A 17,925-nucleotide genomic window follows, 5' to 3' on the forward strand; every position below is an offset into this window, starting at 1 on the left:
GGGAGGAAATCGCGAAAACCCCCTCCACTGCCCCATCACGCTTTGCTACTAAGGGCCCGCCGACATGATCGTACGGGCTAGGTCGAAGACCGTTGCCAGCCTTACAGACCCATAGGAGACAGCTTCACCGGCATGGGTTGCCCGCGCGGATTCCTCCCACAGATTGGCCACGCCACAGGGCCACCAGCAGTAGAGAATCGGGCATGATCCCCTGCGTGTCGCTGCATGTTGCAGTGTCCGGTAGCGTGCTTACAACACGCCGTCAGGAGGTCGGGAGAACGCCCTCGATGAAGCCCTTACGCCTGGAGATGACTCCAACCCGCAGCCGCCGCCTCAATGAAGTCCTGGGCCTCGGGATGCTGACGCTCGCCGTACTGCTGTTGCTGTCCCTCATCAGCTACACGCCCGGTGACCCGTCGCTCAACACCGTCGGGGGTCTCACCGGACCCGGCGTGCTGCGCCCCGTACACAACTGGGCCGGGCGTCTTGGCGCCTCCGTCAGCGACATCCTGCTGCAGGTAATCGGTATCGCCTCGCTCATCTTCCCGCTCATGATCGGCCGCCTCGGTGTCTGCTGGCTCCGTTCGCGTCCCCAGGGCTCGCCCGCCGCTAAGAGCATCGGCCTTGTCCTCTGGATCCTCGCCGCACCCGCCGCGCTCGCACTCTTTCCCATCCACATGCTCTGGCGCAGCGCGCTGCCCATTGAAGGCGTCACCGGCCGGTTTATCGCCGACGCAGCCATCGCCCTGCTCAACTTCCCCGGCGCATGCGTCGTCATCTGCATCGCACTCCTGCTCAGCGTCTACCTCTCCACCACCTTCACCTTCAATACCGCGCAGGACTGGGCGGGCCAGCGCCTCGGCTTCGCCTATCGTGCGCGTGAGCGTTACATCGCATGGCGCGGCAACCGCGGCGACCTCAAATCCGCGCGTGCCGCCAACCGTCTGGAAACCCGCCGCGAACGCATGGTGGCCAAGCAGGATGCGGAAAACGCCCGCACCGCCGCCGCAGCCCAGCGCGCCGCCAGCGGTTCCCTCATCGCGGGCCTCTTCGCCAAGTGGGGCTTCTGGCGCAAGGGCATCCGTCCCGACACCGCCATCATCGACGAGCGTCCCGTCTCCCGCAGCATGTGGTCCCAGATGCCGCGCACCGACGTCGACGCAGGCCCCGAGCCTGAGTTCGCACCGCTCCCCGGTCACCTCCAGGCCGCGGCAGAAGCGCACCTCATGCACGAAGGCGCCATCGCAACCGGCGTCCTCTCCAACACCATGGACGCGCCGCTGCACACCGCCGCGCAGGAGAACTTCTCCGACTGGAACCAGCCCGCGCCTGCCATCACTGAGTCCGATCCCTTCGACTGGATTCAGCGCGAAGCACCCCCAGCGCCCGCCCGCACAGGTCGTACCGCAGAGGTCGTTCCCTTCCCCGTCTCTGCCACACGCGTCGAAGCGGCGGCGCCACCACCGCCACCGGCCAACACCATCTCTTTCGGCAAGCGTGCCGATGACAGCCTCAAGACCGTCACCCTCACAACCAAGAGCGTCCACGGCTACAAGCTGCCGCCCTCCTCACTCCTCTACCGCAGTGAAGAACACGCAACCGTACGCGAAGAAGCTCTCCGCGAAGAGGCCAAGGTCCTCGTAGAAAAGTGCGGCGAGTTCGGCGTCGACGGCCAGGTCACCCAGATCAATCCCGGTCCCGTCGTCACCACCTTCGAGTTCCGCCCGGACGCCGGCGTCAAGTACAGCCGCGTCACCGGCCTCGCAGACGATCTCTGCCTCGCCATGGCAGCCGAGTCCATCCTCATCGAACGCATGGCCGGCAAGAGCACCGTCGGCATCCAGGTCCCCAACCACGAGCGCGAGACCATCTGGCTGCGCGACGTCGTCGAGTCCGAAGGCTTCGCCAACTCCAGGAGCAAGGTCGAGATGGCGATGGGCAAGGACATCAACGGCCGCATCGTCACCGCCAACCTCGCCGCCATGCCGCACGTGCTCATCGCCGGTTCCACCGGATCGGGTAAGTCTGTCGCCATCAACGCCATGATCATGAGCGTCCTCTTCAAAGCCACGCCCGAAGAAGTTCGCATGATCCTCGTCGATCCCAAGCGCGTCGAGCTCGGCATGTACGAGGGCATTCCGCACCTCTTCACGCCCATCATCACCGAGCCAAAGCTCGCCGCCAACGCCCTCAAGAACGCTGTCCGCGAGATGGAGCGCCGCCTCAAGCTCCTCGCATCCCGCCACGTCCGCAACCTGGACCAGTACAACAAGCTCTTCGAAAGCGGCCAGCTCTTCAACGAAGACGGCGAAGAGCAGCAGCCCCTGCCCTACATCATGATCATCATCGACGAGCTCGCCGACCTCATGATGCTCGACAAGGCCAACGTCGAAGAGTCCATCACACGCCTCGCGCAGATGGCCCGCGCCGTCGGCATCCACCTCGTCCTGGCAACCCAGCGCCCCAGCGTCGACGTCATCACCGGCCTCATCAAGGCCAACGTCCCAACGCGTATGTCCTTCCGCCTCGCCACTAAGGTCGACAGCCGCACCATCATCGACTCCAACGGCGCTGAGAGCCTCCTGGGCCGCGGCGACATGCTCTTCCTGCCGCCAGGCACCAGCCGCCTGCAGCGCGTCCACGCTCCCTTCGTCACCGAGAAGGAGATCTCCGACGTCGTCGCCTTCTGGAAGGCACAGGGCGAAGCCGAGTACGTCGAAGGCTTCCTCGAAGGCCCAAAGGACGACAAGGGCAACGACCTGGGCGAGGACGGCGAGAACAACAACAACGACGAACTCTTCGACGACGCCGTCCGCCTCGTCTACGAGTTCGGCAAGGCCAGCACCTCGCTCCTGCAACGCCGTCTCCGCATCGGCTACGGTCGCGCCGCCTCCCTGATCGACATGATGGAGCGCGACGGCCTCGTAGGTCCCGCAGACGGCTCACGCCCCCGCGAGATCCTCAAGTCGCAGGACTTCTACCGCGAGGTCGACGAAGCCGTCCGCTAACGAGTACCCCATCAACGAAACACAGAGGGCCGCACCCAAAGGGTGCGGCCCTCTTCGCATCCGTACCCGCCGGCTGCTAGGCTGTTCCGCATGCGAATCTGCCTGCGCCTGCTCATCACCGCCACCGTTCTCCTCGCCGCAAACACGCTGCACGCGCAGGGACGTGGCGGCGACGACAACAACAAACCCGTCAACAACACTGAGACGATTCATTACGCGTGCACAGCCGACGGTGTACAGCGCATTAGCGACGCATACTCCGGCTCCGCCTACACCGATAACTCCCCCAAAATCAAATACATACTCCCCATCGAAGGCGCCCGCGCAAGAGGCGAATGGAACGAAGTAGAACGCCTCGCCCAAATGTCAATCAAATCAGCACCTTACTGCTACACGCCCTACTTCAACCACGCGCAATACCTCATGCGCCAATGCAAACTACCAGAAGCAAAAACAGCCCTGATCGACTTCCTGACCCGCGTAAACACTGACCCAACCTACGCCCCGCTCATTACCCTCGCAAAGGCCGCACAAGAGCAACTCGAAAGCGGAAGAGACCCAAGCGGCTGCACCGCACCACCAGCGAAATAGCAGCAAACGTTAGCGTTTCGTAAGCTTCAACAAAGGAATCGCAGTCAGGAAAAACGCCGCAACAGCAACGGCAAACGCAATCGCCAGCCGAAGCCGCGCCGTCATGCGGAACCGCGGTGCACGCACCGGCGCTACATAGTCAGGGTTAGGCTGCATCGGCCCCATCGTCGCCAGCAGCGGCGAGCTCTTCGGCTGATAGTGCAATGCGTAGTCGTACCGCGGCGGCAACGCGGTCGCATCGCCCAGCAGCAACCGGACAGGCGAAGACGACACCGGCTGAAAGCAGATCTCCCGCCGCCGCATCTCCAGCACGATCGACTGCGGTGCGGGCGGCGCTCCACGCGGCGACACAATCGCACCGCTCACGCCTGCCTTCGCACGAGCCACCGCAGCCTGCACCACAACGGTGATGTCCGCCTCATCCTGCAGGTTCGCGCCGATCGTGAAGGGAGCGGCGGCGCGCGAGGGACCAAGCGTCGTGCGCAACTCCTCAGCCTGCGCCAGGTTCATCCGAGCCGCAGCGCGCAGGCTCACCTCGGTGTTCGCGGCAGGCGCGGGCTCCAGCCGCACGCGCTCCACCGGCACATGCGCAGACAACAGATCCTCCTGGTAGAAGCGCCCCGGCACCGCGGCGCTGCCGCCCTTCGTCGCTCCCGAAGATTGCGACGGCACCAGCGGCAGGATCTTCACGGTCTCGTAGAGGGAACGATCATCCGCAGGCGGCGCGCCCGCATCGCCCGTGCGGTCATCGAAGCTCACGTCCGTAGCGTAGGGAATCTCATAACCATCCTGTACCAGCCGTACGTCGCGCAATCCCGGCGCCGCATGCGCGTACAGATCGGCATCCACAATCACGCACTGTTCTGCCTCAGACAGCGGCTGCGGCGCAGTGAGCACACGCTGCCATCGGCTGCGAGCCAGCGGGCCGGTTGGGGTCGCAGGCGGCGGAACGAACAGCAGCGCCGCAACGCCGAGTTGCACAAGCATCTTCATCGTCGTCCTGTGTCGCGAGCAAAAGCGCCTGCGACATCAGCCGATTGTATCGGCCTGGGTCCCCCCTCGCTCCATACCTGCACAGTGGCAGTCGGAAGATGTACCCTGCAAACCATGCGTAATGGACGTTCCCTGCTGCTGGTCGATGACGACGAAACGACCCGCGATCTACTCTCAATGCTCCTGGGAGGAGAAGGCTGGCAAATAACAGTCGCGAAGGGTGGAGAAGAGTCCCTTCGCATCGTCAGCCAGTCCCCTCCCGATGTGATCCTCAGCGATCTGCAGATGCCGGGCCTGTGCGGCGCCCCGATGGCAACCGCGCTTCGCGTCAGCATGTCGGCACTTTCGGAGATGCCCTTGCTGATCGCGATGACCGCGACAACAGCCAGCAGCGCTCCGGCCGGCTTCGATGACCTGATACAGAAACCCTTCGATCCGGGCGACCTCCTGCGAAGATGCGAAGCTCTGTGGAACGGCAAGCTCCCTGCAACGCCGGGCGCTTGCGCCATGGACGCAACCGAGCCTGTCATTGCGATCGAATCCTTCTACCGCATGAAAGCCGCCATGCCTGCGGCTCAGCTCCGTTCGCTCTATGACTTCGCCCTCGTCGACGCTGAGGCCCGCATCGCACGCATGTCGGAAGCATTGGAGACAAGCGATGACACAACCTACCGGCGCGAGGCGCATGCCCTCAAGGGCAGCTGCGCCATGGTGGGTGCTTTGCGTCTACGCACGCTTGCATCCACTGCGGAGGAGACAGGCCTGCCAAGTAAACCGTTGACGGGGTGGAAACCCCTTCAGCATTTCCGTGAAGAACTCGGGCAGATTCGTCATATGCTGGAGTCGCTCCTCCCCAGTACATCGTGATTACCCGGTACGGCATCCATCAACCCACTAAGTAGTTTTTCTCCGGCATTCGAAGGTATCAAGTGCGCGAAGGTGAGAAGGCAAACGTGAAGGCATTCGAAGAAGCAGCACCCGTCCGCAGGCCCGCAGCAACCGGCATGCCCGCCGTCCGCCTTGTCGTTGCGGATGATCACCCCGTCGTCCGCTTCGGCGTGAAGAACATGCTGATGAGCGAGCCCGGGTTTGAGATCGTCGCCGAGGCCGAAGACGGCGAAGAGGCGATCACGCAGACGCTCGAGCATGAGCCCGATGTCTTGCTGCTCGATCTACAGATGCCACGCCTGCCCGGCCTCGAAGCCATGCGCGCCATCATGTCGAAGTCGCCGCGCGTCAAGATCATCCTGCTCACCAGCACCATCTCGACCCAGCAGATCATCGAAGCGCTGCAGATCGGCGCCCGCGGCATCGTCTTGAAAGAGTCAGTCGCCGGTGACCTTACCGAATCGATTCGTGCCGTCACGAGCGGTGATTACTGGATCGGCGGCGAGCGCGTCGTGAACTTGCTGCAGGCCCTTCACGGTCTGATGGCAAAAGCAGCAGCCGTTCCGGAACGCAAGACCTTCGGTCTCACCCCGCGCGAACTGGAAGTCGTGCAGTGCATCGTCGAAGGCTGCAGCAACAAGGACATCGCGAAGCAGTTCATCATCAGCGAAGAGACCGTGAAGCGCCACCTCTCGAACACCTTCGACAAGACCGGCGTCTCCACCCGCCTCGAACTCGCACTCTTCGCCATCTCGCACAAGCTCGTCGCACCCATTGATTGATTCGCTCATTGGTTTGTTCTGATCGAAAAGCGCAGCCACTCCGGCTGCGCTTCTTCTTTGCTGGATCAAACCGCGATACGAGCTCCCACCCCGATCAACCCAACGGTCGTAGACTAGGAACGATGCCGATTTCGCTCTTTAACTCCGGAGAAAAACCGAAGAAGCCCAGTTTCTTCCAGCGCATGCGCGACGCCGTCACCGGCGAGACCTCCGCCGCGCCCGAAACACACGACACCGAAACACCCGCCACAGAAACACCCAGCACCGAAACCATTGCGCCGCAGACGCCCCTTGAGTTGCTGGAACGCGAAGGCAGCGGCACGCTCCCCATCGTCGAGCCGGAGATGCTCTCCCCTATCGACCTCGCGCAGGCCGCGGATGAGGCCGTCGAACGCGAGCTTGGCCCGGAGGCCGTAACACCCACACCGCCGCCAACGGCAGTCCCCGATCCCACGCGCAACGAGTTCGGCCTGAAGCCGATGACCTCAAACTTCTCCTTCGGCGGCTACGCCAGTGCAGAGGAAGAGGAGGCAGGCTTCCTCGACAAGATGCGCTCGGCCGTTGAGCGCACGCGCGACCAGTTCGGCGATTCGCTCAGCAGCGTCCTCGCAATGGGCCGCACCGTAGACGATGAGGTCCTCGACGACCTCGAAGCCGTTTTGCTGACCGCCGATATTGGCTCCACCACGACGCAGGAGGTCATCCGAAATCTGCGTCAGCGCGCACGGCGCGAAAACGCCACCACCGACGACCTGAAGCTCATGCTGAAGGAAGAGCTGCGCGCCATCCTCGATTCCGTTCAGCAGCCTACCAATCACCCGCCGCAGCCGCCGGAAGTCATCATGATGGTCGGCGTCAACGGCACGGGCAAGACCACCACCAGTGGCAAACTTGCGGCCCTGTACGGCACGCACGGCCGCAAGGCCCTGCTCTGCGCCGCAGACACCTTTCGCGCCGCCGCAATCGAGCAGCTCGAGGTGTGGGCGAAGCGCTCGAACGTCGAAATCATCAAGACCAAGCAGGGCGGCGACCCCTCGGCTGCGCTCTACGACGCCATGACTGCCGGCAAGGCGCGCGGCGTGGACATCGTCATCGTCGACACCGCGGGCCGCCTGCACAACAAGGCAGGCCTGATGGCTGAGCTCGATAAGATGCGGCGCACCGCGCACAAGCTCGTCCCCGGCGCGCCCCACCAGGTCTTCCTCGTCATGGACGCGACAACCGGCCAGAACGGCATGCAGCAGGCACGCCTGTTTACTGAGAGCGCCGGCGTCACGGGCATCGTGCTTACCAAGCTGGACGGCACGGCGAAGGGCGGCATCGTCATCGCCATCGCTCGCGAGCTGCGCCTTCCCGTCGTCTTCGCAGGCACAGGAGAAAAGATGGAAGACATCATTCCCTTCAACTCCGACGCCTTCCTCGACTCTTTGCTCGGATAGCCGATGACTTCGTTCACCATAAGCCTGCAGGTGCATCACGTCGCTCGCGATCTGAATTTCCTCACGGAAAGCCTCGCGACCCAGCCAGTCTTCTGCCTGAGAGCTGGTCAACAGGTCGGAACGACGGTGCGCAAGACAAGCGTGTGGCACGCCCTGCTCTTTCAGGGATCCACGCACCAGCACTTTGAAATGGCTCTCGAAGCCCTCCTGCGTTTCCTCAAGCAGCATGATGAAACGCTAGCGGAGTTTGCAGGAGAGGATGGCCTGCTGGAGACGCTCTTCACCTTCACCATCCCGGTCTCCCAGGCCCAGGCAGGCGATATGGCGCACTCCGTAAACCTGCACCCATTCCTGCTCTACGAACTATCGTCCCGACAAATCGGTGTAAAGGTTCAGACTGCCTTCGCGGCAGCGACCTAACGAATAACGTCAGACAGCACCGCACGAGCATCTGATATCACAATGCCCTTCTCAGCCACCGATACAGCACACATGCAGCGCGCACTCGAGCTCGCGAAGGCCACACTTGGTCTCGCCTCGCCGAATCCGCAGGTGGGCTGCGTCCTGGCCCATGACAACGTTGTGGTTGGCGAAGGCGCACACCGCTTCGATCTGCGCGACCACGCTGAAGTCGTCGCGCTGAAGCAGGCGGGCGAGCAGGCGGGCGGCGCAACCGCTTACGTCACGCTGGAGCCGTGCTCGCACTACGGCCGCACCGGCCCCTGCGCCAATGCCCTGCTCGACGCAGGTGTGGCACGCGTCGTCGCTGCAACACTCGATCCCAACCCTCTCGTCGCCACCCGCGGTATGGCCATCCTGGAAAACGGTGGCGTCGTCGCCGAACACGGCCTGCTGCAAGCGGAAGCTCGCGCCATGAACGACGCCTTCGCGCGGCACATCCTCACGGGCCTGCCGCTGGTCACACTCAAGTCTGCACTCAGCGTCGACGGCAAGCTGGCGCCGCTGCCCATCCAGCGCACCGCCAACGCGCCCTTCTGGCTCACCGGCACCGCCGCGCGCGAAGAGGTCCATCGCTTCCGACACGCCAGCGACGCCATCCTGACCGGCATCGGCACCGTGTTGGCCGATGACCCGCTCATCACCGACCGTAGCAACCTGCAGCGCCGCCGCCGGCTGATGCGTGTCGTGCTCGACACACGCTGCCGCCTGCCGCTGACCTCGCGCCTGGTCGAAAGCGCCAATGAAGATCTGATCGTCTTCTGCTCGCGCTCCGCGCCAAACGACCGTCAGCGCGCGCTGCGTCAGCGCGGAGCCATCGTGGAACCCATGCCCACGCTCACGCCCGCGCAGCGTGGGACACAAAGCAGCAAGCTCGAACTCGATCTCCGCGCCATCCTCAAGCGACTGGGCGAACTCGACCTCCTCAGCGTCTTGCTGGAGAGCGGCCCGGGCCTGAACGCAGCCTTCCTCAACGCAGGGCTCGTCGACAAGGTCGTCCTCTTCTTCAGCGAAACCGAACTCGGTGACCAGGCCATCCCCTTCGCCACCGGCGGCCCGTCCCCCTTTGCGCTCATTGAACAGCTCAGCAACATCGACCGCTGCGACTTCGTCAGCGAACTCACCAACGGCGCACGCCAGCTCGATGCCTGCGTGCGCGGCACGCTGCACGACCCCTGGGCCGAAACCTTCACCCTCACCCCGACCTCCGCGGCATAAAATCAAAGCATGTTTACAGGCTTGATCGCAGAGACCGGCACCATCGTTGGGTTCGAAAAGAAGTCAGGCGCAGCGCGCCTCCGCGTCACCGCACCCACGCTGGCCACCCAGCTCCGCACGGGCGACTCCATCGCCGTCTCCGGCGTCTGCCTCACCGCGCTCGCCATCACGCCCACAGGCTTCGAAGCCGACCTGCTGGACGAGACACTACGCCGCACCTCGCTCGAATCGCTGGCACCTGGCAGCAGTGTCAACCTCGAACTACCCACACCGGCAGGCACGCCGCTCGGTGGCCACGTCGTGCAGGGCCACGTCGACGGCATTGGACGTCTGACATCCCTGACCGCTGTCACCATGGGCCCAGAGAGCGAAACGGACTGGCTGCTGAAGCTGACCGCCCCCGCAGCACTGGCGCGTTACATCGTCGAGAAGGGATCGCTCGGCGTCAACGGCATCTCGCTCACCGTTGCTGCGGTGGAGCGTGTCGAACACGGGCAGGTCCTCGTCACCATCGCCATCATTCCTCATACCTACGCCGTCACCAATCTGCACACGCTGCAACCTGGCGACCCCATTAACCTGGAGGTCGACGTCCTTGCGAAGTACGCTGAACAGCGCGCACAGGCACCGAAATCCGAAACAATCACGGAACTCTCACTGATCGGCATGGGCTTCTAAAATTAACTCCTCCTCCAATAACTTGAAAGATTCTGCATTCCGAAACACTGCATCAGCCGTATCAGAGTTAATGGCTTTACGAATTCCCCTGTTTCTCGCACTCGCTGGCCTCCCCTGCACCGCAGGGGCCCAGATTCCAACCCCGGATATCTCGAAGCCGACACCACTCACCGTCAGCGTCTGGGACCGGCAGCGCGTCAACGTCACACAGTGGTTTTCCGCAACACCCAACGCGGCACTCTACGGCCACGTCGACAGCCTCTTGCGGATCGCGTTGCAGCAGCGGATCAAGCACATCGACTGGACGGCCGAGCTCTCGCAGAACAGTGAACTCTGGCTCCCCAACGACGCCGTCTCGCCCGTCGCCGCACAGGGCCAGCTCGGGCTTGGCGGCAGCTACTATGCCTCCAACGGCAACAACCGCTTCCCCGCCGCCGCATCGTTCAAGCAAGGCTGGCTGCGCTACCACTTTAAGCGCGACAGCAACACCCTCCGCGTCGGCCGCTTCGAGTTCACCGACGGCACCGAGATGAAACCGGAAGACAAGTCGCTGCTGTGGCTGCAGAACAACCGTATGTCCCAGCGCCTCCTCGGCTCTTTCGGCTTCTCCAACGGCCAGCGCAGCCTGGACGGCGTCGACGCACACATCACCGGCAAGCAGTGGGACATCACCGCCATGGGCGCGCGTTCCGTGCAGGGCGTCTTCAACATGAACGCCAACCCGGAACTCGACGTCGACGTGCAATACCTCGCCTACTCACGTTTTGCTGCGAAGAAGCATGTACTCTTCCGGACCTTTGCGCTTGGTTTCCACGACGGCCGCACCGGCGTCCTCAAAACCGACAACCGGCCCCAGGCCGTCCGACAGCTCGACCACAAGAACATCCGCATCGGCACCTACGGCACCAGCATGATCGCTGCGATCCCGGTCACCCCGGCGATCAAACTCGATGGTGTCTTCTGGGGAGTTCTTCAGAACGGCCGCTTCGGCGTGCAGGATCACCGCGCCGGCGGCCTCGCCCTCGAAGGCGGCATCCAGTTCACCAAGGTGAAGAGCTCACCATGGCTGCGCTACGGCTTCCTTCGCACCACCGGCGACGAAAACCCGAACGACAACACGCACAACACCTTCTTCGCCGTGTTGCCCACGCCGCGCAACTACGCCCGCTTCCCCTTCTTCAACACGATGAACTCGAAGGAGAGCTTCCTTCAATTGATCGACAAGCCCACACCGAAGCTCGACATCCGCACCGACCTGCACTTCCTCGGACTCACCAGCGGCAACGACCTCTGGTACTTGGGCGGCGGCGCGTTGGACAAGAACACCTTCGGCTATATGGGCCGCCCTGCCAATGGTCACAACAGCCTGGCAACGCTCTACGACTTCAGCGCGGACTACCAGCTCACGCAACGCCTCGCGCTCACCGCCTACTACGCACATGTATGGGGCAAGGAAGCCATCAAAGCCATCTACCCCGTCAACACGCAGGCCCAGTTCGGCTTCCTGGAAGTGAACTATAGGTTCAGCGCTCCACTTACCCACCCGAAGTGAGAAACGACAGAATCGGGTGCCCCACATATCGCCTTTGAGATGTAGGATCTGCAAACGAAACCGAGGCAAGAAGAAACCCACATCGCTTCCGATGTGGGTTTCGCTTTGCTCATCAATGACTTCAGGAAGTAGCCACCACCGGCAGATCCATCTGCTCGGCACTCTCTTCCACATACGGCTGAAAGTGCGCACGGCAGCGTGCCTCGTACATCCCCGCAGCCCCCACCACCACCAGCTCCTGCGAGTGCCCAAGCCGCTGCGTGTGGATCGCCGGCTGGCCGCACGTCATGCAAACAGCGTTCAGCTTCGTCACCTTATCCGCCAGCGCCATCAGCGCCGGCACAGGTCCGAAGGGCTCATTTGCAAACGTAGTATCCAGGCCCGCCAGGATCACGCGCTTCCCCATGCTCACCAGTTCCATCGCCAGCGGCAGAATCGCGTTGTCGAAGAACTGCACCTCGTCCAGGCCGATCACCTCCACGCGATCGACCAGCCGCGTGGCGAACAACTCCTCGCGCAGTCGCTCCGCATTCGGCGTCACCACCGCCGCCTCATGCGTCTGCTCTGAATGGGAAGCGATCGCCGTCCGGTGATACCGAAGGTCGATATCCGGCTTGAAGCAACTGACGCGCTGCCGCGCAATGCGCGCACGCTTCAGTCGCCGGATAAGCTCTTCGCTCTTGCCGGAGAACATAGGCCCGGTGATCACTTCCAGCACGCCGGGAACGGCGCACGGCAGGTTGGATGGGCCGCTGTCGACAGGTTGCATTCGGCTATCCTACCGGCTTCGCCCTTGTGGGAAATCCGTCGAAAATAGCCCGGCGCCAGCCCTACTTCGACGTCTTCACCTTCACCGCCATGTAGCGAACGGTATGCCCCGGCGCCAGCAGCACCTGGTGCGCCACCTGCGGCTCAATCCGGATCGCGTCGCCCGTGCGGAACGGCTGCACCTTGCCGCCCTTCACACTGTCGCCGCGGATCTCGCCCGGTGCTGTCTCCTTGCCATTGACGACCTCGCCTCCGGTCACAATCTGCGCGTCGCCCTCCAGCACAATCAGCACATCCGCAAAGTCGCGATGCCACTCGCCCTGCCCGCTCTTCACGCGCGCAGCAACCTGTTCATTGCCGTCCGGCCGTGTCAGCAGGATTTTGAAAGCGATCCCGTCCTTCGACATCTTCGCCTGCTGCAGCAGGGTATCGGCTGTGGATCGCAACGTTGCGGAGTCCAGCATCTCGCTCGGAGGAACAGTCTGAGCCAACATCGGCGAGGCAAACGCGAGCGCCATCACTGCAACTGCGATCTTCATCAACACTCCCGGTAAGAACCTTCGAATCCTATTCCGACTTCGCAATCGGTTGCCACAGTTCCACCTTGTTACCCTCGGGATCGGTGATCCAGGCAAATCGGCCGTAGCTGTAATCCTCGCGATGGGGATCCACCGCGACCTTTGCCGTCCGCAACTTCTCCAGCAGCGCATCCAGGTCGTCCACGCGATAGTTGATCATCACGGCCTGCCGGCTGCCTGTCCCGAAGTAATCCGTGTTGTCCGCAAACGCACTCCACGTCGTCATCCCCGTTCCCTTCGGAACCTCGTCGGTCCAAAGAAACGTGGTGCCGTAATCGCTCACAGGCAGCCCCAGGTGCTGGTGGTACCAGTCGGTCAGTGCCTTTGGATCGCGCGCCCGCAGAAACACACCGCCAACGCCCGTTACACGTCCCTTACTCTCAGCCACATCACACCCCGTCCGTAGGAATTGCTTCGACGACCACAGCGGTGCCATACGCCAGCACCTCCGTCACACCCTGCATCACCTCGTTCGCGTCGTAGCGAAACGCGATCACCGCATTCGCGCCGATCGCCTGAGCCTGATCTTCCATGCGCAAAAACGCATCCTGTCGTGTGCGCTCACACAGGTTGGTGAACAGCGTAATGTCACCGCCCACCAGTGTCTGCAGACTCGCGCCAATCGTGCCGAAGACCGACCGCGAACGCACCACGATCCCGCGCACCACGCCCAGACTTCGGACGATGCGATAACCCGGCAGTTCCAGTGCCGTCGTGATCATGGAAGGATGCAGCGCCATAAAACACCCAAGAGGACTACGCAGAGGGATTGTAGTACCGCCATGTTAGCGTTAGAGGACTGATGTTGGCCCCCCGCTCACGATTTCGTTCCAGACAAAGCTGTGTTGCGCTTGCCATTACGGGAATCGTTCTGCTCGGCTGCGCCCGCAAGGTGCAGATTGAGGTTCCGGCCAACTTCCACGGCCACGTGCGCATTCTCTGCAACGGCCTAACCGAAGACCGCTCCACCAACATCCACGTCGATGCAAGCGGCGCCGTAAATGCCACCACCTGCCCCGTCCGGCAGACTGGCACCGTCATCTCCCGCGCCGGAGAATCCGCTCCCGTCGATGCGAACGTGATGTGGACGACGACCGGCGACGGTCTTGTGCGCGAGATCACCTTCGACGTTCGCTAGCGCTCCCGCACACGCATCCAAAGCAGCATGGATCGCGAGCAGGCAGGCACACTCTTCCGGCAGTTTCTCGAAACACTGCCCCGTGGCCCCGCCACACACCTCCACATCCTGACCGACGCAGACGGCGACGGCTTGCCCGCCGGCGCACTCCTGCTCCGCGCGCTCCACGTCGCCGGCTACTCCAACGTAACGGTCGAGACCCGCGGCAAGTTCGAAAACGCATGGATGCCCTCCGTGCATGAACGCCTCCGCCGCCTCGCACCCGAGGCCCTGCTCATCGTCGACCTCGGCGCACGCCCCGACCCCATCCTCCCCGGCGTTCCAACCCTGCTCATCGACCATCACGCCCCCTTCGGCACACCACCGGGCGCAGTCCTTCTGACAAGCTACGGCACCGAACCGACCGCCACCAGCGGCCTGCTCGCCCTGTGGTGCGCCCAGGCCATCGCACCCGCTCTCGCGAACGAACTCCAGTGGATGGCCGGCATCTCGCTCCTCTCCGACCTCGGCGACAAAGCGCCCTTCCCCGAACTTGCCGAATCCAAGAAGCGCTTCGGCGTCACCGCTCTGAAAAACCTCACAAGCCTCCTCAACGCGCCACGCCGCACCGCTGTGGGCGATGCCTCGGTCGCCATGAACCTCCTGCTCCGCGTCGACACACCAAAGCAGGCGTTATCCCAGCCCTCCGCGGAGCTCGATGCCCTCCGAGCCGCAAAGCTCGAAGTCAACGAAGCCCTCGCCATCGCCCGCAAGAGCCCGCCACGCTTCTCCACCCGCTGGCGCGACGAACTCGGTGCGGACATGATCGCCGTACGCATCGACACACCCTGCCAGGTGCATCCGCTCGTCGCGCAGATCTGGCGCCCGCGCTTTCCAAAAGCCGTCATCTTCGGCGTCAACGTCGGCTTCCGGCCCGGCTACGTCCACTTCGCCGGCCGCGCTCCCAAACCCGTCAACATCGTGAAGTTCTTGCGAGCGCACACCCCCGCGGGCGCTGACGGCACCTTCGGCGGCGGCCACGATCAGGCCAGCGGCGGCGCACTCCCCGTCGCACTCTGGAACCCTTTCGCACTAGAGATGGGCTGGGGTCCGGAGCTGCAGGTAAACTCCGACGCATAACCGCACGCCCTGCGCATAAAATCGACCCGCGATGATCTTCCCCATCCAGCGTGTTCTGCAACGCCAACCCATCGTGACCACCGTCGCGATCCTCGCCGCGTCACTGCTCACGTTTGCGATCTACAAACCCGCACCGGCACTCGCAGGCGCTCCCGCCTCTCAAAAGAACGTTGACTGGCCCGTCTACGGCGGCAGCAAGTCAGGCGACCGCTACTCGCCGCTTACGCAGATCACACCGGCCAACGTAATGAACCTGCGCGTCGCCTGGACCTATGACACCGGCGAGACAACCGGCCTGCAGACGCATCCGCTCATCGTCGGCCGCACCATCTTCGTTTACACACCCAGCCAAAAGGTCATGGCTCTCGACGCTGCCACCGGCAAGCAGATCTGGGCCTTCGACTCCGGTATCAAGACCGGCCAGCCCGACCGCGGCTTCAGCTTTTGGACCAGCACCGACGGCAAAAGCAATATCCTCTTCGCGCAGACGCTCTCAGCACTCTGGGCGCTCGATCCCGACACCGGCAAACCCATCCCGACCTTCGGCAACAGAGGCAGCATCGACCTGCGCGAAAACCTCGGCGCAGAATCCCCGGCAGGCACCGTCGCCATCACCACGCCCGGCACCGTCTACAAAGACCTCATCATCATGGGCTTCCGCACCGGCGAGACCGAGCCGTCACCCCACGGCGACATCCGCGCCTACGACGTCCACACCGGCGCCCTGCGGTGGAGCTTCCACACCATTCCGCACCCCGGCGAACCGGGCTACGAGACCTGGCCGAAAGAAGCCTGGAAGTACACCGGCGGCGCCAACAACTGGACGGGCGGCGTCCTCGACGAAAAACGCGGCATCTTCTACGCACCCACCGGCTCCGCCGTCACAGATTTCTACGGAGCCGACCGCGTCGGCAACGATCTCTACGCCAACACGCTGCTCGCACTCGATGCCAGCACCGGCAAGTTGCTCTGGCACTTCCAGGCCGTCCACCACGACCTGTGGGACCGCGATTTCCCCGCGCCTCCCGTCCTGCTGACCTTGAAGCACAACGGCAAAATGGTCGACGCCGTCGCCCAGACCACGAAGCACGGCCAGATCTTCGTCTTCGACCGCGTCACCGGCAAGCCGCTCTTCCCCATCGAAGAGAAGCCCTTCCCCGCCAGCACAACGCCCGGAGAAGTCGCCTCACCCACGCAGCCGATCTCCGTCGCCATCGAGCCCTACGCCCGCCAGCGCCTGACAGCCGACATGCTCACGCAGCGCACGCCCGAAGCCCACACCTGGGCCGCGAAAGAGTTCGCCACCTTCATCAGCAATGGCCAGTTCATCCCCCTCAGCGTGGGCAAACAGACAGTCATCTTCCCCGGCTTCGACGGTGGCGCCGAGTGGGGTGGCAACGCGGCCGACCCACGCTCCGGCATCCTCTACATCAACGCAAACGACATCGCATGGACCGGCGGCCTCACCGAAGTAGCGTCCACCGGCCTGGGTGCGACAGCATACGGCACTCAGTGCGCCGTCTGCCACGGCCCCGATCGCAAAGGCCAGCCGCCCACCTTCCCATCCCTCATCGACGCCACGCCACGCCTCACCACAGAGCAGATGGCCACCATCGTCCACGAGGGCCGCGGCCGCATGCCCGGCTTCACCAATCTCTCCGGCGACACCCTGACCGCTTTGCTCGCCTACGTGCGCGCAGGCACCGAGCCAGAGGGCCGCAGCGACAAGCAGGAACTCGCTTCAGGCTCCGCCGCCAGCACCGCTCCGGCAACGAAGTACCGTTTCACCGGCTACAAAAAGTTCCTCGATCCGGACGGCTATCCCGCCATCGCCGGACCTTGGGGCACACTCTCCGCCGTGGACCTCAACACCGGCAGATACCTTTGGAAAGTCCCGTTCGGCCAATACCCGGAACTCGCCGCAAAGGGCCTGAAAGACACCGGCAGCGAGAACTACGGCGGCCCCGTCCTCACCGCCAGCGGCCTGCTCTTCATCGGCGCCACCAACTTCGACAACAAGATGCGCGCCTTCGAGGCCCGTTCCGGCAAGCTGCTGTGGGAGTACACCATGGACTTCGCCGGCAACGCTACGCCCGCCACCTACATGGTCGATGGCAAACAGTACGTCGTCATCGCAACCAGCAGCGCACGCAACCCCAAGGCAAAACAGGGCGCACGCTACGTCGCCTTCGCCCTGCCGTAGGTCCGGTCCATTGCCCTTCACCATCTCCGGATGTCATCCTCAATACATGACATTCCGAACCCTCACCGCGATGACTATGCTGCTTGCAGCCACCCTGCCGGCCATGGCCCAGGACGACGGCTACTGGAAGGCCACCAGCAAAACGGCCAGGTCTATCACCGGTGACATCGTGCTGCGGGGCGAACGCCTGACCATCAACTTCACTGGCTTCACCATCGCGCAGATCCGCACACTCGAAGCGGCAGAGATCAACACCGTCTTCAACACAGAAGCCACCGAGCCCGGCGGCAACCTCTACCGCCTCAACATCCCCGCAGAGAAGACCTTCCTGCACCGCAACACCTTATGCGGCACGGAGCCCACGCAGTACATGGCAACCTACCGCACCGGCAAGGAGCTGCAACTCGCCTTCTTCTCCGGCTCAGCCGTACCCAAAATGGATCCCGAGTCCCTCGCAAAGAGCACCAACCTCTGCGGCACCTACCTCTTCAACAAATAGGACCGCTGCAAA

At 63.4% G+C, this 17,925-nt stretch carries 18 protein-coding genes; 13 read left to right on the top strand and 5 right to left on the bottom strand.

Annotated features, from left to right (window positions below; genetic code table 11):
• Positions 1-287: 287 nt before the first annotated feature.
• Together TERRO_RS16300 and TERRO_RS16305 are read left to right on the top strand one after the other, a co-directional pair.
• Positions 288-3,008 (top strand): DNA translocase FtsK, encoded by a 2,721-nt coding sequence (locus TERRO_RS16300; protein WP_014786796.1) that lies wholly within the window; start codon positions 288-290, stop codon positions 3,006-3,008.
• A gap of 90 nt (positions 3,009-3,098) precedes the next feature.
• Positions 3,099-3,599: a hypothetical protein gene (locus TERRO_RS16305; protein WP_014786797.1), complete on the top strand. Its 501-nt coding sequence runs from the start codon at positions 3,099-3,101 to the stop codon at positions 3,597-3,599.
• Between the two features lie 9 nt (positions 3,600-3,608).
• Here TERRO_RS16305 and TERRO_RS23430 read toward each other — a convergent pair whose 3' ends face one another.
• Positions 3,609-4,592, bottom strand: a complete 984-nt coding sequence (locus TERRO_RS23430; RefSeq protein ID WP_014786798.1) for a hypothetical protein — start codon at positions 4,590-4,592, stop codon at positions 3,609-3,611.
• 114 nt (positions 4,593-4,706) lie between these two features.
• On the opposite strand from TERRO_RS23430, the gene TERRO_RS23435 reads away from it, so the two are divergent.
• The 7 genes from TERRO_RS23435 (at position 4,707) to TERRO_RS16345 (ending at position 11,608) form a co-directional block, all read left to right on the top strand.
• Positions 4,707-5,459 carry a response regulator gene (locus TERRO_RS23435; RefSeq protein ID WP_014786799.1) on the top strand — a complete coding sequence of 251 codons (753 nt, stop codon included), beginning with the start codon at positions 4,707-4,709 and terminating at the stop codon, positions 5,457-5,459.
• Positions 5,460-5,596: 137 nt separating this feature from the next.
• The gene (locus TERRO_RS16320) at positions 5,597-6,262 is read left to right on the top strand and encodes a response regulator (protein ID WP_052313474.1); all 666 of its coding nucleotides are present in this window, start codon (positions 5,597-5,599) and stop codon (positions 6,260-6,262) included.
• Positions 6,263-6,384: 122 nt separating this feature from the next.
• Complete coding sequence (ftsY, locus tag TERRO_RS16325; RefSeq protein ID WP_014786801.1) at positions 6,385-7,701, top strand: signal recognition particle-docking protein FtsY; 1,317 nt, start codon at positions 6,385-6,387, stop codon at positions 7,699-7,701.
• Between the two features lie 3 nt (positions 7,702-7,704).
• On the top strand, positions 7,705-8,121 hold the full coding sequence (locus TERRO_RS16330) for a hypothetical protein (protein WP_014786802.1): 417 nt from the start codon (positions 7,705-7,707) through the stop codon (positions 8,119-8,121).
• A gap of 42 nt (positions 8,122-8,163) precedes the next feature.
• Positions 8,164-9,378, top strand: coding sequence for a bifunctional diaminohydroxyphosphoribosylaminopyrimidine deaminase/5-amino-6-(5-phosphoribosylamino)uracil reductase RibD (gene ribD, locus TERRO_RS16335; RefSeq protein ID WP_014786803.1), 1,215 nt, complete (start codon positions 8,164-8,166; stop codon positions 9,376-9,378).
• A gap of 9 nt (positions 9,379-9,387) precedes the next feature.
• On the top strand, positions 9,388-10,056 hold the full coding sequence (locus tag TERRO_RS16340; RefSeq protein ID WP_014786804.1) for a riboflavin synthase: 669 nt from the start codon (positions 9,388-9,390) through the stop codon (positions 10,054-10,056).
• A gap of 70 nt (positions 10,057-10,126) precedes the next feature.
• Positions 10,127-11,608 carry an alginate export family protein gene (locus tag TERRO_RS16345; RefSeq protein ID WP_014786805.1) on the top strand — a complete coding sequence of 494 codons (1,482 nt, stop codon included), beginning with the start codon at positions 10,127-10,129 and terminating at the stop codon, positions 11,606-11,608.
• Between the two features lie 121 nt (positions 11,609-11,729).
• Here TERRO_RS16345 and TERRO_RS16350 read toward each other — a convergent pair whose 3' ends face one another.
• The 4 genes from TERRO_RS16350 to TERRO_RS16365 form a co-directional block, all read right to left on the bottom strand.
• Positions 11,730-12,377, bottom strand: coding sequence for a thymidine kinase (locus tag TERRO_RS16350; RefSeq protein WP_014786806.1), 648 nt, complete (start codon positions 12,375-12,377; stop codon positions 11,730-11,732).
• A 61-nt stretch (positions 12,378-12,438) separates the two neighbouring features.
• Entirely contained in the window at positions 12,439-12,915 is a 477-nt protein-coding gene (locus TERRO_RS16355) for a cupin domain-containing protein (protein WP_014786807.1), read from the bottom strand.
• Between the two features lie 28 nt (positions 12,916-12,943).
• The gene (locus TERRO_RS16360; RefSeq protein ID WP_014786808.1) at positions 12,944-13,342 is read right to left on the bottom strand and encodes a VOC family protein; all 399 of its coding nucleotides are present in this window, start codon (positions 13,340-13,342) and stop codon (positions 12,944-12,946) included.
• A 1-nt stretch (position 13,343) separates the two neighbouring features.
• Positions 13,344-13,676: a YbjQ family protein gene (locus tag TERRO_RS16365; RefSeq protein WP_014786809.1), complete on the bottom strand. Its 333-nt coding sequence runs from the start codon at positions 13,674-13,676 to the stop codon at positions 13,344-13,346.
• Between the two features lie 80 nt (positions 13,677-13,756).
• On the opposite strand from TERRO_RS16365, the gene TERRO_RS16370 reads away from it, so the two are divergent.
• The 4 genes from TERRO_RS16370 to TERRO_RS16385 are packed head-to-tail and all read left to right on the top strand — an operon-like array spanning position 13,757 to position 17,913.
• Positions 13,757-14,092 carry a hypothetical protein gene (locus TERRO_RS16370; protein WP_014786810.1) on the top strand — a complete coding sequence of 112 codons (336 nt, stop codon included), beginning with the start codon at positions 13,757-13,759 and terminating at the stop codon, positions 14,090-14,092.
• Between the two features lie 27 nt (positions 14,093-14,119).
• On the top strand, positions 14,120-15,211 hold the full coding sequence (locus tag TERRO_RS16375) for a DHH family phosphoesterase (RefSeq protein ID WP_014786811.1): 1,092 nt from the start codon (positions 14,120-14,122) through the stop codon (positions 15,209-15,211).
• A gap of 31 nt (positions 15,212-15,242) precedes the next feature.
• On the top strand, positions 15,243-17,414 hold the full coding sequence (locus TERRO_RS16380; protein ID WP_014786812.1) for an outer membrane protein assembly factor BamB family protein: 2,172 nt from the start codon (positions 15,243-15,245) through the stop codon (positions 17,412-17,414).
• A 46-nt stretch (positions 17,415-17,460) separates the two neighbouring features.
• Positions 17,461-17,913 (top strand): hypothetical protein, encoded by a 453-nt coding sequence (locus TERRO_RS16385; RefSeq protein WP_014786813.1) that lies wholly within the window; start codon positions 17,461-17,463, stop codon positions 17,911-17,913.
• Positions 17,914-17,925 lie beyond the last annotated feature (12 nt).

The organism is Terriglobus roseus DSM 18391 (assembly GCF_000265425.1).
Classification (GTDB): domain Bacteria; phylum Acidobacteriota; class Terriglobia; order Terriglobales; family Acidobacteriaceae; genus Terriglobus; species Terriglobus roseus.

Excerpts from the sequence above, each read along its gene's own strand:
- TERRO_RS16385 (WP_014786813.1), top strand. The coding sequence starts at position 17,461 with ATGACATTCCGAACCCTCACCGCGATGACTATGCTGCTTGCAGCCACC.
- TERRO_RS16305 (WP_014786797.1), top strand. The coding sequence starts at position 3,099 with ATGCGAATCTGCCTGCGCCTGCTCATCACCGCCACCGTTCTCCTCGCC.
- ribD (WP_014786803.1), top strand. The coding sequence starts at position 8,164 with ATGCCCTTCTCAGCCACCGATACAGCACACATGCAGCGCGCACTCGAG.
- TERRO_RS16365 (WP_014786809.1), bottom strand. The coding sequence starts at position 13,676 with ATGATCACGACGGCACTGGAACTGCCGGGTTATCGCATCGTCCGAAGT.
- TERRO_RS16370 (WP_014786810.1), top strand. The coding sequence starts at position 13,757 with ATGTTGGCCCCCCGCTCACGATTTCGTTCCAGACAAAGCTGTGTTGCG.
- TERRO_RS16340 (WP_014786804.1), top strand. The coding sequence starts at position 9,388 with ATGTTTACAGGCTTGATCGCAGAGACCGGCACCATCGTTGGGTTCGAA.
- TERRO_RS16375 (WP_014786811.1), top strand. The coding sequence starts at position 14,120 with ATGGATCGCGAGCAGGCAGGCACACTCTTCCGGCAGTTTCTCGAAACA.
- TERRO_RS16355 (WP_014786807.1), bottom strand. The coding sequence starts at position 12,915 with ATGAAGATCGCAGTTGCAGTGATGGCGCTCGCGTTTGCCTCGCCGATG.
- TERRO_RS16380 (WP_014786812.1), top strand. The coding sequence starts at position 15,243 with ATGATCTTCCCCATCCAGCGTGTTCTGCAACGCCAACCCATCGTGACC.
- TERRO_RS16330 (WP_014786802.1), top strand. The coding sequence starts at position 7,705 with ATGACTTCGTTCACCATAAGCCTGCAGGTGCATCACGTCGCTCGCGAT.
- TERRO_RS23435 (WP_014786799.1), top strand. The coding sequence starts at position 4,707 with ATGCGTAATGGACGTTCCCTGCTGCTGGTCGATGACGACGAAACGACC.
- TERRO_RS16345 (WP_014786805.1), top strand. The coding sequence starts at position 10,127 with ATGGCTTTACGAATTCCCCTGTTTCTCGCACTCGCTGGCCTCCCCTGC.
- TERRO_RS16300 (WP_014786796.1), top strand. The coding sequence starts at position 288 with ATGAAGCCCTTACGCCTGGAGATGACTCCAACCCGCAGCCGCCGCCTC.
- TERRO_RS16320 (WP_052313474.1), top strand. The coding sequence starts at position 5,597 with ATGCCCGCCGTCCGCCTTGTCGTTGCGGATGATCACCCCGTCGTCCGC.
- TERRO_RS23430 (WP_014786798.1), bottom strand. The coding sequence starts at position 4,592 with ATGAAGATGCTTGTGCAACTCGGCGTTGCGGCGCTGCTGTTCGTTCCG.
- ftsY (WP_014786801.1), top strand. The coding sequence starts at position 6,385 with ATGCCGATTTCGCTCTTTAACTCCGGAGAAAAACCGAAGAAGCCCAGT.
- TERRO_RS16350 (WP_014786806.1), bottom strand. The coding sequence starts at position 12,377 with ATGCAACCTGTCGACAGCGGCCCATCCAACCTGCCGTGCGCCGTTCCC.